We start from the raw sequence: 14,256 nt of genomic DNA on the forward strand, positions 1-14,256 counted from the left end.
CGTGAGGTGAAAGCCATGTCACTGCTCTCCGGCGTCACGTCCCCGGCCGACCTGAGGGCCCTCCCGGCCGCCGAGCTGCCCCGGCTCGCCGACGAGATCCGCGACTTCCTGATCGACGCCGTCACCCGCACCGGCGGCCACCTGGGGCCCAACCTCGGCGTCGTCGAACTGACCATCGCGCTGCACCGGGTCTTCGACTCCCCGCGCGACCGGATCGTCTGGGACACCGGCCACCAGAGCTACGTCCACAAGCTGCTCACCGGCCGTCAGGACTTCTCCGGGCTGCGTGCCAGGGGCGGCCTGTCCGGCTACCCGTCGCGCGCCGAGTCCGAGCACGACGTCGTCGAGAACTCGCACGCCTCCACCGCGCTCTCCTACGCCGACGGCCTGGCCAAGGCCAACCAGCTGCTCGGGAAGGACGACCCGGTGGTGGCCGTCATCGGCGACGGCGCGCTCACCGGCGGCCTCGCCTGGGAGGCGCTCAACAACATCGCCGCCGCCAAGGACCGGCCGCTGGTGATCGTCGTCAACGACAACGAGCGCTCCTACGCCCGCACCATCGGCGGCCTCGCCAACCACCTCGCCGCGCTGCGCACCACCCAGGGCTACGAGCGCTTCCTGTCCTGGGGCAAGGACGCGCTGCAGCGCACCCCGGTGGTCGGCCAGCCGATCTTCGACGCGCTGCACGGCGCCAAGAAGGGCTTCAAGGACGCCTTCGCCCCGCAGGGCATGTTCGAGGACCTCGGCCTCAAGTACCTCGGCCCGATCGACGGCCACGACCTCGCCGCGCTGGAGTCCGCGCTCGTCAAGGCGCGCGGCTTCGGCGGCCCGGTGATCGTGCACTGCCTCACCGTCAAGGGCCGCGGCTACCGGCCCGCCGAGCAGGACGAGGCCGACCGCTTCCACGCCGTCAACCCGATCGACCCCTACACCTGCCTGCCGATCGCCCCCAGCGCCGGCGTCTCCTGGACCTCGGTGTTCGGCGAGGAGCTGCTCGCCGTCGGCGCCGAGCGGCCGGACGTGGTGGCGATCACCGCGGCGATGCTCCAGCCGGTGGGCCTGGCCCCGTTCGCCAAGGCCTACCCCGAGCGGACCTTCGACGTCGGCATCGCCGAGCAGCACGCCGTCACCAGCGCGGCCGGCCTGGCCACCGGCGGGCTGCACCCGGTGGTGGCGGTGTACGCGACCTTCCTCAACCGGGCCTTCGACCAGGTGCTGATGGACGTCGCCCTGCACAGGCTGGGCGTCACCTTCGTGCTGGACCGCTCCGGCGTCACCGGCAACGACGGCGCCTCGCACAACGGCATGTGGGACCTGTCGATCCTCCAGGTCGTCCCCGGCCTGCGGCTCGCCGCCCCGCGCGACGCCGACCAGCTCCGCGCCCAGCTGCGCGAGGCCGTCGAGGTCGAGGACGCCCCGACCGTGGTCCGCTTCCCCAAGGGCACCGTCGGCCCGGCCGTCCCCGCCGTCGAGCGGACCGGCGGCGTGGACGTCCTGCTGCGCACCGGGGAGTTGCCGGAGATCCTGCTGATCGCCGTCGGCACCATGGCCGGCGCCGCGCTGGACGCGGCCCGGCTGCTGCTCGCCGAGGGGTTCACCGCGACCGTCGTCGACCCGCGCTGGGTCAAGCCGGTCGACCCGGCGCTGCCGGTCCTCGCCGCCGCGCACCGGCTGGTGGTCACCGTCGAGGACAACGGGCGCACCGGCGGGGTCGGCACGGCGATCGCCCAGGCGCTGCGCGACGCGGACGTGGACGTCCCGGTGCGGGTGCTGGGCCTGCCGCAGGAGTTCCTCGGGCACGCCGCCCGCGGCGAGATCCTGGAGGAGACCGGGCTGACCGGCACCGGGGTCGCCGCCCAGACCGCCGCCTTCGCCAAGCACCTGCTACCGGCCCGAGGACTACCGGACCGGGGACTTCCGAACCGAGGAGCGAACCAGCACCATGCCGGCTGACCCCGACAGCACCGACCGCCTCGACCGCCTCGCCCCCCTGGACCGCGTGGACGGCGCCGGGCCGGCCGGGTCGCGCTTCGACCTGGCCGCCCTGCTCGCCGAGCGCGGCGGCGAGCGGTACGAGCTGCAGAGCCGCTACCTGAACCCGCAGCTGGCCCGGATGCTGCACACCATCGGCTTCGACAAGTACTACGAGCGGGCCCGGGGGCAGTACTTCTACGACGCCGAGGGCAACGAGTACCTCGACATGCTGGCCGGCTTCGGCATCTTCGCGCTGGGCCGCCACCACCCGGTGGTCCGCTCGGCCGTCCAGCAGGTGATGGACCTCGACCTGCCGGACCTGGTCCGCTTCGACTGCTCACCGCTGCCCGGCCTGCTCGCCGAGCGCCTGCTGTCCCACGCGCCCGGGCTGGACCGGGTCTTCTTCGGCAACAGCGGCACCGAGGCGGTGGAGACCGCGCTGAAGTTCGCCCGGTACGCCACCGGCCGTCGGCGGATCCTCTACGCGGACCACGCCTTCCACGGGCTGACCACCGGCTCGCTCTCGGTGAACGGCGAGAGCGGGTTCCGCAAGGGCTTCGACCCGCTGCTGCCGGACACCGCGATCCCGCTCGGCGACCTCGCGGCACTGGCCAGGGAGCTGAAGCGCGGCGACGTCGCGGCGCTGATCGTCGAGCCGATCCAGGGCAAGGGCGTGCAGGCGGCCCCGCCCGGCTGGCTGCGGGCCGCGCAGGAGCTGCTGCACGACCACAAGGCGCTGCTGATCTGCGACGAGGTGCAGACCGGCATCGGGCGCACCGGCGACTTCTTCGCCTACCAGCACGAGGACGGCGTGCTGCCGGACCTGGTCTGCGCGGCCAAGGCGCTGTCCGGCGGCTACGTGCCGGTCGGCGCGACCCTCGGCAAGGGCTGGATCTTCGAGAAGGTGTACTCCTCGATGGACCGGGTGCTGGTGCACTCGGCCAGCTTCGGCTCCAACGCGCAGGCGATGGCGGCCGGCCTGGCCACCCTGGAGGTGATCCGGGACGAACGGGTGGTGGAGAACGCCCGCAAGGTCGGCGACCACTTCCGCGAGCGGCTGACCGAACTGGTCGACCGGTACGAGCTGCTCGCCGAGGTGCGCGGGCGCGGGCTGATGATCGGCATCGAGTTCGGCCGGCCGAAGTCGCTGAAGCTGCGGACCGGCTGGACGGCGCTCCAGGCGGCCCGCAAGGGGCTGTTCGCGCAGATGGTGGTCGTCCCGCTGCTCCAGCGGCACCGGATCCTCACCCAGGTGTCCGGGGACCACCTGGAGGTGATCAAGCTGATCCCGCCGCTGATCATCACCGAGCGGGACGTGGACCGGTTCGTGGCGGCCTTCACCCAGGTGATGGACGACGCGCACCGGGGGAGCGGTCTGATGTGGGACTTCGGACGGACGCTGGTCAAGCAGGCGGTCGGCAACCGCTGAGGCCCCGGCCCGCCGGGCGTGGTTCCTGGGGGGCGTCGGCTCGGCGTTCGCGGGGTGGGGGCCGGGGCCGGCTTCCCACCCCGCGGGAGACACCGCGTCAGAGCTCGGTCCGGCGGCGCCGGACGACGATGACGAGATCGACGACGGCGAACAGGGTGAGGATCCCGCAGGCCACGGCGAAGCCGGTGAGGGTGCCCCGGCTCGGCGCACCGAACGCGGGGGCGTTCGCGGCCCAGTAGGCGAAGGCCGCGGTGGCCAGCGCGAACAGCGGGGTGAAGGTCAGCGAGAGCAGGTAGCGCAGCTTGAGGTCGCTGCGGGCGGTGGCGGGCTCGGAGCCGCTGCGCCACCGGCGCGGGGTGGTGGCGGGCATCCGCGGTCACCTCCCGGTCCTGCCGGCCCGCCCGGTCCTGCGGGTCCGTCCGGCCGGATCCGTGCGGTCGGTCTACGATTCCAGCGTACGTCCGCTGGGCGAGCCGGGGAGGGCCGATGACGGACACGGACGCGGAGGGTTACGCGGGGCTGCGGGTCGAGCGGGCCGAGGAGCTGGCCCGCCGGCACGGCTGGGCCTCGGTGCGGGTGCTGCCGCAGGGGGCCGCGATGACCATGGACCACCGGGAGGGGCGGCTCAACCTCGCGGTGCGCGACGGCGTGGTGGTCCGCAGCTGGGAGGGCTAGCCGCCGCACGGCGCCGGGTGAGCCGGCGTTCGGCGGCGTCCACCAGCGGCTCCAGCAGTGGGAGCGAGAGCAGCACCAGCAGGCCGGCGGCCCAGCCGGCCAGTACGTCGGTGACCCAGTGGGTGCCCAGGTAGACGGTGGTGAGGCCGACCGACCAGGCGGTGGCGCCCGCCAGGAGCGCGCCGGTGCGGCGCCAGCGGACCGCCAGGTAGGCCAGCACGCCCCAGGTGACCACGGCGTTCGCGGTGTGGCCGGACGGGAAGATGGTGCCGCCGGAGAAGAGTTCGGGCGAGCCGACGTAGTGGGCGTAGTGCGGGCCGAGCCGGCCGGTGACGATCTTGACCCCGCCGACCGTGAGGTTGAGCAGCAGCAGGGCGGCGCCCATCACCAGCAGCGGCCGGATCCGGCCCAGCCGGCGGGCGCGCCAGCCGAGCCAGGCGAACGCGGCGAGCGCGGAGGGTCCGCGCTGCCCGGCCACCACCCAGTCGTCGAGCAGCGGTTGCAGGTCGGGCCAGTGCTCGTAGGGCCGGTACAGGCGTATCTTCCAGTCCAGGTCGACCAGTGAGGTGTCCAGCAGGACGGCGGCGACCACGAGCAGGTAGCCGAGCGCGGTCAGGCCCAGCAGGGCGGCCTGCCGGCGGCCGAGGGGCGGCCAGGCGGGTTCGCCGGGGGTGGGGCGCGGGCGCTCGCGGCGGGTGGTCAGGTGCTCCGGGCGGCCCGGCAGTTCACTCGGCGCTTGCACGGCGGTGACCCTACCCAGCAACAGAGCGTGATTCTCGGCCGCATTCGGAATTCCCCGGCAAAGCCGTTCTCCGATCGGGCCCAGTCCGTTTCAGGACGATCCAATGCCGTTTTCGGATCGAATGTCCGTAAGGGGTTCGTGTGCTTTTTCCCAAGTTCGGGCAAAAAGAACGGGGCGGGAGACCGGCCGCGCCGGTTCCCACCCCGTGGTAACCCTGTGTAGGTCCGGTGGCTCAGTCGAGGGGGCCGCCGGCCGCGTAGAGCACCTGTCCGGAGACGAAGCCGGCGCCCTCGGAGGCGAAGAACGAGATGGCGTGGGCCACGTCCTGCGGCACGCCGACCCGCTGGACCGGGATCTGGGTGGCGGCGGCGGCCTTGAAGTCCTCGAAGTCCATGCCGACCCGGGCGGCGGTGGCGGCGGTCATGTCGGTGGCGATGAAGCCGGGGGCGACCGCGTTGGCGGTGATGCCGAACTTGCCGAGCTCGATGGCCAGGGTCTTGGTGAAGCCCTGCAGACCGGCCTTGGCGGCCGCGTAGTTGGCCTGGCCGCGGTTGCCCTGGGCGGAGGAGGAGGACAGGTTGACGATGCGTCCGAAACCGGCGTCCACCATGTACGCCTGGACCGCCCGGGTCATCAGGAACGCGCCGCGCAGGTGCACGTTCATGACCGTGTCCCAGTCCGATTCGGTCATCTTGAAGATCAGGTTGTCGCGGAGCACGCCCGCGTTGTTGACGAGCACGACCGGGGCGCCGAGCTCGCCGGCGATCCGCTCGACGGCGGCCTGGACCTGCCCGGCGTCCGAGACGTCGGCGCCGACGGCGAGCGCCCGGCCGCCGGCGGCGGTGATCCGTTCGACGGTCTCCCGGCCGGCCGACTCCTCCAGGTCGAGGACGGCCACGGCGTAGCCGTCGGCGGCCAGGCGCACGGCGGTGGCGGCGCCCAGTCCGCGCGCGGCGCCGGTGACGACGGCGACCCGGGGGGCGGTGGTCTGCTCGGTCATGCTCGGTCTCGTCTCTCTCGGGGCAATCGGGCGTTGTTGCAGGTCAGTTGCAGGTGGCGAGGGGTTGCAGGCCGCCGGTCGCGCTCCGGAGTCGGCCCGCCGGACGGCCGGCGGGCCGGTCGGGGATCCAGGGAACTCCCAGGAACCGCTCGGGGGGCACTCGGGTTCCACCGGGTCGCTCCGGAGGCCGGCTCCGCCCCGGTGGCCACACCCTACCGGCGGGTAGGGGGTGCGGCCAGGGTGAAGACGCAGGTGACCGTGGGTAAGGACCGACCGGTCGGCTTTCTCCTGCGAACGGGTTACCGGCGGGTCGGCGCGGCGAGTAAATATGCCAATGTTGCCGAACCTGCGTCTACTATCCGCCCCTGCCTGCCAGCGAGGGCCCGCCGTTTGTATAGTGTCCGCCAGCAGCCACCGGCTGCACGGCTGGAGCGCCCTCCCGAACAGCGGGACGCCCACTCGCCGTTACTGCCCCACCCGGGTGTCCCACACACACCGGGTGTGACATCGGGACGGATACATGGTGCTGGGGGAGATCCCGACGACCCGCGTGTCCGCGCGACTGCAGCAGTCGCCCGGACACCTCATCCGCGTTGCACAGCAGGTCCACACCCGTCTGTGGTCCGAACACGTCGGAGCCGATCTCACGGCTCCGCAGTTCGCTGTCCTGCTGGTCCTCGCCCTCGAACCGGGCGCCGACCAGCGCACGGTGGGCGAGCGTGCCTCGCTCGACAAGGCCACGATGGCCGAGATGGTCGCCCGGCTGGTCCGGCGCGGCCTGGTGCTGCGGCGCCGAGACCCGGCCGACGGCCGGCGCAAGTTGCTCGCTCTCTCGCAGAGCGGCGCCCAAGCTGTCCGCGAGGCCACCGGCGGAGTGGTCCGCGTGCAGCGCACGCTCTTCGAGCCGCTCACTCCGGAGGAGCAGCTGGAGATCGTCCGCGTGATGGCCAAGATAGCCAGACTGGAGCCGGCCCAGGTCGCCGTCCTCACGGACGCGCGGCCGATGCTGGACGCCCAGCGGGCGATCGGCTACCTGATCCGGGTGAGCCAGCAGGTGCACACCAAGCTCTGGTCGGAGCACGTCGGTTCGGAGCTGACGGCGCCGCAGTACGCGGTGCTCGACGCCCTCGAACTGGAGCCGGGCGCCGACCAGCGCACGGTGGGCGAGCTGGCCTCGCTGGACAAGGCCACGATGGCCGAGATGGTCAGCCGGCTGGTCCGGCGCGGCCTGGTCCAGCGGCGCCGCGACCCCTCGGACGGCCGGCGCAACCTGCTCTCGCTCTCACCGGCGGGACAGGACCTGTTGCACCGCTCGGCCGCGGGCGTGGCCCGGGTTCAGCAGCTGCTGCTGGCGCCGCTGGAGGAGGAGGAGCACGAGGCCGCGCTCGCGCTGATCGCCAAGGCGGGCCGGCTCTAGCCGGACCGCTGAGGTTGTCAGCCAAAACGATTCACCAGTCGGCCGCCGGTCGGTCGCCAGTCGTCCGCCGGTCGATCCGGGCCCGCCGACCCCGGGCCGGTGACGGTCTCCACGGGTCAACGCGGTGAAGGCCGCCCTCCCCCGAGCGGGGAGGGCGGCCTTCGCCGTTGACGCGCGGTCGGGCGGCCGGAGCCGCCGGGGCGGTCAGTTCCAGTCGAAGTCCTGCGGGTCCGGGCCGATCCGGGTGCCGGTGGCGATGCCGGCGATCGCGGCGAGGTCCTCGGCGTCCAGCTCGAAGCCGGCGACGTCCAGGTTCTCCTTGATCCGCGCGGGGGTGACCGACTTCGGGATCGCGACGATGCCGCTCTGCAGGTGCCAGCGGAGCACCACCTGGGCGACGGTGCGGCCGTGCTTGCCGGCGATCCGGGCCAGCTCCGGCTCGGAGAGCAGCTCCTTGCCCTGGCCGAGCGGGCTCCACGCCTCGGTGGCGATGCCGTGGCGCGCGTGGAAGGCGCGCAGCTCCTCCTGCGGGAAGTACGGGTGCAGCTCGACCTGGTTCAGCGCCGGGAGGAGCGAGGACTCCCCGGCGATCCGGGTGAGCTGCTCGGTGCCGAAGTTGGAGACGCCGACCGAGCGGACCCGGCCGTCGGCCTTCAGCTGCTCCATCGCCTTCCAGACGTTGAGGTAGCTGCCGTGCATGGGCCGGGGCCAGTGGATGAGGTAGAGGTCGAGGTACTCCAGGCCCAGCCGGTCCAGCGAGGCGTCGAACTCGCGCAGCACGGCGTCACGGCCCTGCTCGCCGGACCAGTCGCGGGTGCCGGAGTTCCACAGCTTGGTGGTGATGTAGAGGTCCTCGCGGGCCACGCCGCCGGCCAGGGCCTCGGCGATCGCCTTGCCGGTGCCGGACTCGTTCTCGTAGATCGCGGCGGTGTCGATCGAGCGGTAGCCGGCCTCGATCGCGGTGCGGACGGCGGCGGTGGCCTCCGCGTCCGGAACCTGCCAGACCCCGAAGCCGAGCTGGGGGATCCGGGTGCCGTCGTTGAGCGTGACGCTGGGGATGTTGCTCACGGAAGGAGTGCCCTCTCCTGGTCGTCCCTGTGGGTTCTGATGGGGCAACCGGCGCGGTGGCCGGAACTGTTCCCCGTCCGGGAAATTTTCCGGCGCGCGCTACCGGCGCATGCACAACCCTACGTCGCCGACCGGGCGCCCGGAAAACCTGTTGCGCAGGTCACATTCGAGTTGGCAGGCTCGCTGCCATGACCTCCTGACGAACCCACCGCCGTGACCCTACCGGCCGCCCTCCGCTCCCTCCGCCCGCACCGCCCCGCAACGGAGCGTCATGCTGCTCAAAACCCTCCCCCTGGCCGATCCGGGTCGGCCCGAACTCTCCTCCCCGTCCGCCTTCCTGCGCCGGCTCCAGCGCGACCAGCGGCGCGGGCAGGTGCTCGCCACCTGCTGGTCGCTGCTGGAGATGGGCTGTCAGGCCGCGCTGCCGGTGCCGGTCGGCCTCGGCGTCCAGGCCGTCGTCGACGGGGACTCCGGCGCCCTGTGGCGGGCCGGCGCGTTGGCCCTGGCGCTGGCCGCGGTGTCCGCGCTCGGTACCGTGCTGCTGCACCGCCAGTCGGTCTGGAACTGGATCCACGCCGTCACCCAGGTCCGTCAGCTGGTGTCCCGCCAGGCCTCCCACCTCGGCGCCGGGCTGTCGCGGCGGATCGCCACCGGCGAGATCGTCGCGGTCGGCAGCGGGGACGTCGAGAAGATCGGCTGGTACGTCGAACTCGTCGCCCGGCTGCGCGGCGCGGTCGCCGTCTGGCTGGCGACCAGCGCCGCCGTGCTCGTCGTCGAGCCGGCGCTCGGTCTGGCCGTGCTGCTCGGGGTGCCCGTGCTCGCCGCCTCGGTCTGGCCGCTGCTCGCGCCGTTGGAGCGCCGCTACGGCGAGCAGCGCGCCCTCGGCGGCAAGGCCACCGAGCTGGCCGCCGACACGGTGGCCGGGCTCCGGGTGCTGCGCGGGATCGGTGGCGAGGAGCTCTTCCTCGACCGCTACCGGGCCGCCTCGCAGAAGGTCCGCGCGGCGGCCGTCCGCTCGGCCCGGATCCGCTCCCTGATGCAGGCCCAGCAGGTGCTGCTGCCCGGCCTCTTCGTGGTCGGCGTCACCTGGTACGGCGTCCGGCTGGCGGCCGACGGGCGGATCTCGGTGGGCACCCTGGTCGCGGTCTACGGCGCGACCGCGTTCCTCGCCGCGCCGCTGCGGATCCTCGGCGAGGCGGCGCACGCCCGGAGCGTGGCCAAGGTCTCCGCCGCGCGCGCCGTCCGGGTGCTCTCGCTGGCCCGCACGGAGGGCGCCGGGGACGCCGGGCTCGCCGACCCGGCCCGCTCCGACCTGTTCGACCCGGTCACCGGGCTGACCGCCCGGGCCGGTGAGCTGACCGCGGTGGTCTGCGGCGACCCGGACTTCGCCGGCGCGCTCGCCGAACGGCTCGGCGGGCACGTCCCGCCGGGCGAGGAGGGGCCGGCGCAGCCGTCCGTCCGCCTCGGCGGCACCGAGCTGGACGCCGTCCCGCTGGCCGAGGCACGGGCCGCGGTGCTGGTGCACGACAAGGAGCCGGTGCTGCTGTCCGGCACCCTGGCGGCGCTGTTCGACGTTCCGGCCTCCGGCCGGGTCGATCCGTGGGAGGCGCTCGCCGCGGCCCGCGCGCAGGACGTGCTCGACGCGCTGGCGGACGGTTCGCCCGGGGCCTCGGCCGAGGTGATGGCGGCGGAGATCACCGAGCGGGGGCGGTCGCTGTCCGGCGGTCAGCGGCAGCGGCTGGCGCTGGCCCGGTCGCTGCTGGCCGACCCGCCGGTGCTCGTGCTGGACGAGCCGACCAGCGCGGTCGACGCGCACACCGAGTCCCGGATCGCCGCCGGGTTGCGGAAGAACCGCGAGGGGCGCACCACGGTGGTCTTCGCCACCAGTCCGCTGCTGCTCGACCGGGCGGACCGGGTGGTGCTGATCCGCGGCGGCCGGGCGGCGGTGGCCGGCGTCCACCGCGAGCTGATGCGCGAAGAGCCGGCCTACCGGGTGGTGGTCACCCGCGCCGAGGAGCCGGGCGCCGACGGCGGAGCGGCCGAGCGGGCCGTCCCCGCCCCGACGGGCGACCACCGGAGCGAGTCGAGGAGCGACGCATGAAGCCCCCCGCCCACCAGGAACAGCGGCCGGCCACCACCCTGCCGGTCGGCTCGCCCGCCGCCGTGCGCGCGTACGTGCGACTGCTGGCCCGGCGCCACCGGGGAGCCTTCTCGGCCGTGGTCGCCCTGCACTCGGTGGCCACGGTGACCGGGCTGGTCGGCCCCTGGGTGCTCGGCACGCTCGTCGAGTCACTGACCGCCGGAACCGCCGGGTCCACCCTCGCGGTCGCCGTGGCCTGGTACCTGCTCGCGCTGGCGGCGCAGTCCGCGTTCACCTGGTGGTCGCGGCTGCGCGGCGCGGTGCTCGGTGAACGGGTGCTGGCCGACCTGCGGGAGGACTTCCTGGTCCGTTCGGTGGCGCTGCCCACCGGGGTCCTGGAGCGGGCCGGTACGGGGGACCTGGTCTCCCGGGGCACCACCGACATCGACCGGCTGGACAAGTCGGTGCGCCAGGCGGTGCCGGAGCTGGCGGTGGCGATCGTCTCGCTGCTGCTGGTGCTCGGGGCACTGGTGGTCACCTCGCCGCTGCTGGCGCTCTCCTCGCTGATCGGCCTGCCGGTGCTGCTGGTCTCCTCCCGCTGGTACTTCCGGCGCGCCCCGCAGTCCTACCGCAACGAGTCGGCGGGGTACGCGGCGGTGAACTCCGTCCTGGCCGAGACGGTCGACGCGGGGCGGACGGTCGAGGCGCTGCGGCTGGGCGAGCAGCGGATCCGGCTGACCGACCGCAAGCTGACGGAGTGGATCGCCTGGGAGCGGTACACGCTCTGGCTGCGCTCGGCCTGGTTCCCGACCATCGACGCGACGTACACGCTGGCCGTGCTCGGCCCGCTGGTGCTGGGCGGGCTGTTCGCGCTCCGGGGCTGGATCACCGTGGGCCAGCTGACCACCGGGGTGCTGTACGCCCAGGCACTGGCGGCGCCCGCCGACCTGCTCCTGCGCTGGTACGACGAGCTGCAGATCGGCCAGGCCTCGCTGGCCCGGCTGGTCGGCGTCCAGGAGGTGCCGCGGGCACCGGGCGACGACGAGGTCCGCCCGAGCGGGCGCCGGGTCGAGGCGCGCGACGTGCGCTTCGGCTACCGGGAGGGCGCCGACGTACTGCACGGCATCAGCTTGGACGTCGCCCCCGGCAGCCGGGTCGCGCTGGTCGGGCCGTCCGGCGCGGGCAAGTCCACCCTGGGCCGGCTGCTGGCCGGGATCTACGCGCCCGGCCGGGGCAGCGTGACCCTCGGCGGGGCGGCGCTGTCGCGGATGCCGGCCGAGCGGGTGCGCGCCGAGGTCGCGCTGGTCAACCAGGAGCACCACGTCTTCGTCGGGACGCTGCGCGACAACCTGCGGCTGGCCGCGCCGGGCGCCGACGACGCCGAGCTGCGCCGGGCGCTGGACGCGGTGGACGCCGGGGCGTGGGTGGACGCGCTGTCGGCCGGGCTGGACACCGAGGTCGGCTCCGGCGGCACCGCGCTGACGCCGCCGCAGGCCCAGCAGGTGGCGCTGGCCCGGCTGGTGCTGGCCGATCCGCACACCCTGGTGCTGGACGAGGCCACCTCGCTGCTGGACCCGCGGGCCGCGCGGCACCTGGAGCGTTCGCTCTCCCGGGTGCTGGAGGGCCGGACGGTGATCGCCATCGCGCACCGGTTGCACACCGCGCACGACGCGGACGTGATCGCGGTGGTCGAGGACGGGCGGATCAGCGAGTACGGCAGCCACCCGGAGCTGGTGGCGGCCGGCGGTCCGTACGCGGCGCTCTGGCGCTCCTGGCGCGACGAACGCTGATGCCGGCCGCCGGCCCGCCGGCCGCTGACGGAGGGTGACGGGGGGTGGCCCGCGCGGGGCGAGATCGCGCCGCGCGGGCTCCTCCCGGCCGCGTATACGGGCAAATTCCCCCAAGCACCCTCAGAATGCTCGGGTGACCAAGATTTCGGACTCCTCCGGTGCCAAGCGCAGTGAGATCGGCGGGATTCCCACCCGCTACATCGGGATCGGCGTCATCGTCGTCCTCGCGGTGTGGTTCCTGTTCGCCAACCTCGACAAGGTGAAGATCCAGTTCTGGGTGTTCACCGTGACCGCTCCGCTCTGGATCGCCCTGCTGGCCACCCTGCTCGCCGGCGTGGCGCTCGGGTGGCTGCTGAAGGGACGGCGCGGGAAGTGAGCGCCGCCGCCGAGCCGCCCGCCGCGCCCGGGCCCGGCGGCTTCACCCCGCTGATCGAGCTGCACGGCGTCAACAAGCACTTCGGGACGCTGCACGTCCTGCAGGACATCGAGCTGACCGTTGGCCGGGGCGAGGTCGTGGTGGTGATCGGCCCCTCCGGCTCCGGGAAGTCCACGCTCTGCCGGGCCATCAACCGGCTGGAGCCGGTCGAGTCGGGCTCCATCGTGATCGACGGCCGGCCCCTGCCCGAGGAGGGCAAGGGGCTGGCGCGGTTACGTGCCGAGGTCGGGATGGTGTTCCAGTCCTTCAACCTGTTCGCGCACAAGACCGTGCTGCAGAACGTCTCGCTGGCGCAGATGAAGGTGCGCGGGCGGGGCCGGGCGGAGGCCGACGCCAAGTCCCGGGCACTGCTGGAGCGGGTCGGGCTGGCCTCGCAGGCGGACAAGTACCCGGCGCAGCTCTCCGGCGGCCAGCAGCAGCGGGTGGCGATCGCCCGGGCACTGGCGATGGACCCCAAGGCGCTGCTGTTCGACGAGCCGACCTCGGCGCTCGACCCCGAGATGATCAACGAGGTGCTGGACGTGATGCGCCGACTGGCGCACGAGGGCATGACGATGGTCGTGGTGACCCATGAGATGGGGTTCGCCCGCGCCTCCGCCAACCGGGTGGTCTTCATGGCCGACGGACGGATCGTCGAGGACCGCGCCCCGGAGGACTTCTTCGGTGCCCCGGAGAGCGAGCGCGCCCGGGACTTCCTCTCCAAGATCCTGAAGCACTGAGGCCGGGCCCGTGAAGAGGATCGTGACCCTGGCGGCCGCGGCCGTGCTGCCGGCGGTGCTGCCGGCCCTGCTGCTGTCCGGCTGCGGCAAGGCGGGCACCCCGCCGCCCAAGGGGCCGCAGCCCAGCGCGCTGCCCAGCTACCAGGTGGCGACCGGCACCCCGGTGAGCGGCTCGCCGACCCTGGACGCCGCCCGCGGGCGCGGGCACCTGGTGGTCGGCGCCAAGGAGGACCAGCCCTACCTGGGCCAGAAGAACCCGGCCACCGGCGAGTACTCCGGCTTCGACATCGAGATCGCCAAGATGGTCGCCGCCGACCTCGGGTTCGGCCCGGACCGGATCGAGTTCAAGACCATCGCCTCCGCCAACCGCGAGACCGCGCTGCAGAACGGCCAGGTCGACTACTACGTCGGCACCTACACCATCAACGACAACCGCAAGAAGCTGGTCGGCTTCGCCGGGCCGTACTTCCTGGCCGGGCAGTCGCTGCTGGTGCGCAGGAACAACAAGGACATCAACGGCCCCGAGGACCTGGACGGCAGGAAGGTCTGCTCGGCGGCCGGCTCCACGCCGTACCAGCGGATCCAGAAGCAGTACCCGAAGGCGAAGCTGATCGGCTACGACACCTACTCGGCCTGCGTGGACAACCTGATCACCTCCCAGGTGGACGCCGTCACCACGGACAACACCATCCTCCTGGGCTACGCGGCCAAGGTGCCCGACGAGCTCAAGGTGGTCGGGCCGCTGTTCTCCCAGGAGCCGTACGGGATCGGCACGCCGAAGAACGACACCGTGCTGCGCGCCGCCCTCAACGACGCGCTGGCGCACCACGAGCAGAACGGCGACTGGAGGAAGGCGTTCGACGCGACCCTCGGTCTGTCCGGGGAGCCGGCGCCCGCCCCGCCGCCGATCGACCGGTACTGAGGAG

Annotated in this window: 13 protein-coding genes; 9 read left to right on the plus strand and 4 right to left on the minus strand. The window is 73.4% G+C overall.

Translation table 11 applies throughout. The annotated features are described in order from the left end of the window. The first annotated feature begins 15 nt into the window (after window positions 1-15). Window positions 16-1,953, plus strand: coding sequence for a 1-deoxy-D-xylulose-5-phosphate synthase (gene dxs, locus ACFCLZ_RS31745; RefSeq protein ID WP_380281327.1), 1,938 nt, complete (start codon window positions 16-18; stop codon window positions 1,951-1,953). Continuing rightward, a complete protein-coding gene (locus ACFCLZ_RS31750; protein ID WP_380281328.1) occupies window positions 1,943-3,403 on the plus strand; it encodes an aspartate aminotransferase family protein in 1,461 nt (486 codons plus the stop codon). The genes dxs and ACFCLZ_RS31750 overlap by 11 nt, the downstream gene beginning before the upstream one ends. 97 nt (window positions 3,404-3,500) lie before the next feature. Here the strand turns inward: ACFCLZ_RS31750 and ACFCLZ_RS31755 are convergent, their stop codons facing one another. Next, a complete protein-coding gene (locus ACFCLZ_RS31755; RefSeq protein WP_380281329.1) occupies window positions 3,501-3,773 on the minus strand; it encodes a DUF6343 family protein in 273 nt (90 codons plus the stop codon). A 116-nt stretch (window positions 3,774-3,889) separates the two neighbouring features. Here ACFCLZ_RS31755 and ACFCLZ_RS31760 point away from each other — a divergent pair, with 116 nt between their 5' ends. Then, window positions 3,890-4,078, plus strand: coding sequence for an I78 family peptidase inhibitor (locus tag ACFCLZ_RS31760; protein WP_320440731.1), 189 nt, complete (start codon window positions 3,890-3,892; stop codon window positions 4,076-4,078). Here the strand turns inward: ACFCLZ_RS31760 and ACFCLZ_RS31765 are convergent. Beyond that, window positions 4,029-4,820 carry a phosphatase PAP2 family protein gene (locus tag ACFCLZ_RS31765; protein ID WP_380281330.1) on the minus strand — a complete coding sequence of 264 codons (792 nt, stop codon included), beginning with the start codon at window positions 4,818-4,820 and terminating at the stop codon, window positions 4,029-4,031. The two genes, ACFCLZ_RS31760 and ACFCLZ_RS31765, sit on opposite strands and share 50 nt — an antisense overlap. A gap of 232 nt (window positions 4,821-5,052) precedes the next feature. Then, the gene (locus tag ACFCLZ_RS31770; protein ID WP_380281331.1) at window positions 5,053-5,820 is read right to left on the minus strand and encodes an SDR family oxidoreductase; all 768 of its coding nucleotides are present in this window, start codon (window positions 5,818-5,820) and stop codon (window positions 5,053-5,055) included. Window positions 5,821-6,370: 550 nt separating this feature from the next. On the opposite strand from ACFCLZ_RS31770, the gene ACFCLZ_RS31775 reads away from it, so the two are divergent. Further along, on the plus strand, window positions 6,371-7,237 hold the full coding sequence (locus ACFCLZ_RS31775; protein ID WP_380281332.1) for a MarR family winged helix-turn-helix transcriptional regulator: 867 nt from the start codon (window positions 6,371-6,373) through the stop codon (window positions 7,235-7,237). Between the two features lie 204 nt (window positions 7,238-7,441). On the opposite strand, the gene ACFCLZ_RS31780 is transcribed toward ACFCLZ_RS31775, so the two are convergent. Then, window positions 7,442-8,305: an aldo/keto reductase gene (locus ACFCLZ_RS31780; protein ID WP_380281333.1), complete on the minus strand. Its 864-nt coding sequence runs from the start codon at window positions 8,303-8,305 to the stop codon at window positions 7,442-7,444. 271 nt (window positions 8,306-8,576) lie between these two features. Here ACFCLZ_RS31780 and ACFCLZ_RS31785 point away from each other — a divergent pair, with 271 nt between their 5' ends. The 5 genes from ACFCLZ_RS31785 to ACFCLZ_RS31805 all read left to right on the plus strand — a co-directional run bounded on the left by ACFCLZ_RS31785 (window position 8,577) and on the right by ACFCLZ_RS31805 (window position 14,252). Then, complete coding sequence (locus tag ACFCLZ_RS31785) at window positions 8,577-10,406, plus strand: ABC transporter transmembrane domain-containing protein (RefSeq protein WP_380281334.1); 1,830 nt, start codon at window positions 8,577-8,579, stop codon at window positions 10,404-10,406. Further along, a complete protein-coding gene (locus tag ACFCLZ_RS31790) occupies window positions 10,403-12,175 on the plus strand; it encodes an ABC transporter ATP-binding protein (RefSeq protein ID WP_380281335.1) in 1,773 nt (590 codons plus the stop codon). Before ACFCLZ_RS31785 ends, ACFCLZ_RS31790 begins: the two co-directional genes overlap by 4 nt. Before the next feature lie 133 nt (window positions 12,176-12,308). Next, window positions 12,309-12,551: a LapA family protein gene (locus ACFCLZ_RS31795; protein WP_380281336.1), complete on the plus strand. Its 243-nt coding sequence runs from the start codon at window positions 12,309-12,311 to the stop codon at window positions 12,549-12,551. Further along, window positions 12,548-13,330, plus strand: a complete 783-nt coding sequence (locus ACFCLZ_RS31800) for an amino acid ABC transporter ATP-binding protein (RefSeq protein ID WP_380281337.1) — start codon at window positions 12,548-12,550, stop codon at window positions 13,328-13,330. Before ACFCLZ_RS31795 ends, ACFCLZ_RS31800 begins: the two co-directional genes overlap by 4 nt. A gap of 19 nt (window positions 13,331-13,349) precedes the next feature. Further along, a complete protein-coding gene (locus tag ACFCLZ_RS31805) occupies window positions 13,350-14,252 on the plus strand; it encodes a glutamate ABC transporter substrate-binding protein (RefSeq protein WP_380286350.1) in 903 nt (300 codons plus the stop codon). Window positions 14,253-14,256 lie beyond the last annotated feature (4 nt).

Source organism: Kitasatospora purpeofusca, from assembly GCF_042691725.1.
GTDB classification, from domain to species: Bacteria; Actinomycetota; Actinomycetes; order Streptomycetales; family Streptomycetaceae; genus Kitasatospora; species Kitasatospora purpeofusca_B.

Excerpts from the sequence above, each read along its gene's own strand:
- dxs (WP_380281327.1), top strand. The coding sequence starts at position 16 with ATGTCACTGCTCTCCGGCGTCACGTCCCCGGCCGACCTGAGGGCCCTC.
- ACFCLZ_RS31750 (WP_380281328.1), top strand. The coding sequence starts at position 1,943 with ATGCCGGCTGACCCCGACAGCACCGACCGCCTCGACCGCCTCGCCCCC.
- ACFCLZ_RS31755 (WP_380281329.1), bottom strand. The coding sequence starts at position 3,773 with ATGCCCGCCACCACCCCGCGCCGGTGGCGCAGCGGCTCCGAGCCCGCC.
- ACFCLZ_RS31760 (WP_320440731.1), top strand. The coding sequence starts at position 3,890 with ATGACGGACACGGACGCGGAGGGTTACGCGGGGCTGCGGGTCGAGCGG.
- ACFCLZ_RS31770 (WP_380281331.1), bottom strand. The coding sequence starts at position 5,820 with ATGACCGAGCAGACCACCGCCCCCCGGGTCGCCGTCGTCACCGGCGCC.
- ACFCLZ_RS31785 (WP_380281334.1), top strand. The coding sequence starts at position 8,577 with ATGCTGCTCAAAACCCTCCCCCTGGCCGATCCGGGTCGGCCCGAACTC.
- ACFCLZ_RS31790 (WP_380281335.1), top strand. The coding sequence starts at position 10,403 with ATGAAGCCCCCCGCCCACCAGGAACAGCGGCCGGCCACCACCCTGCCG.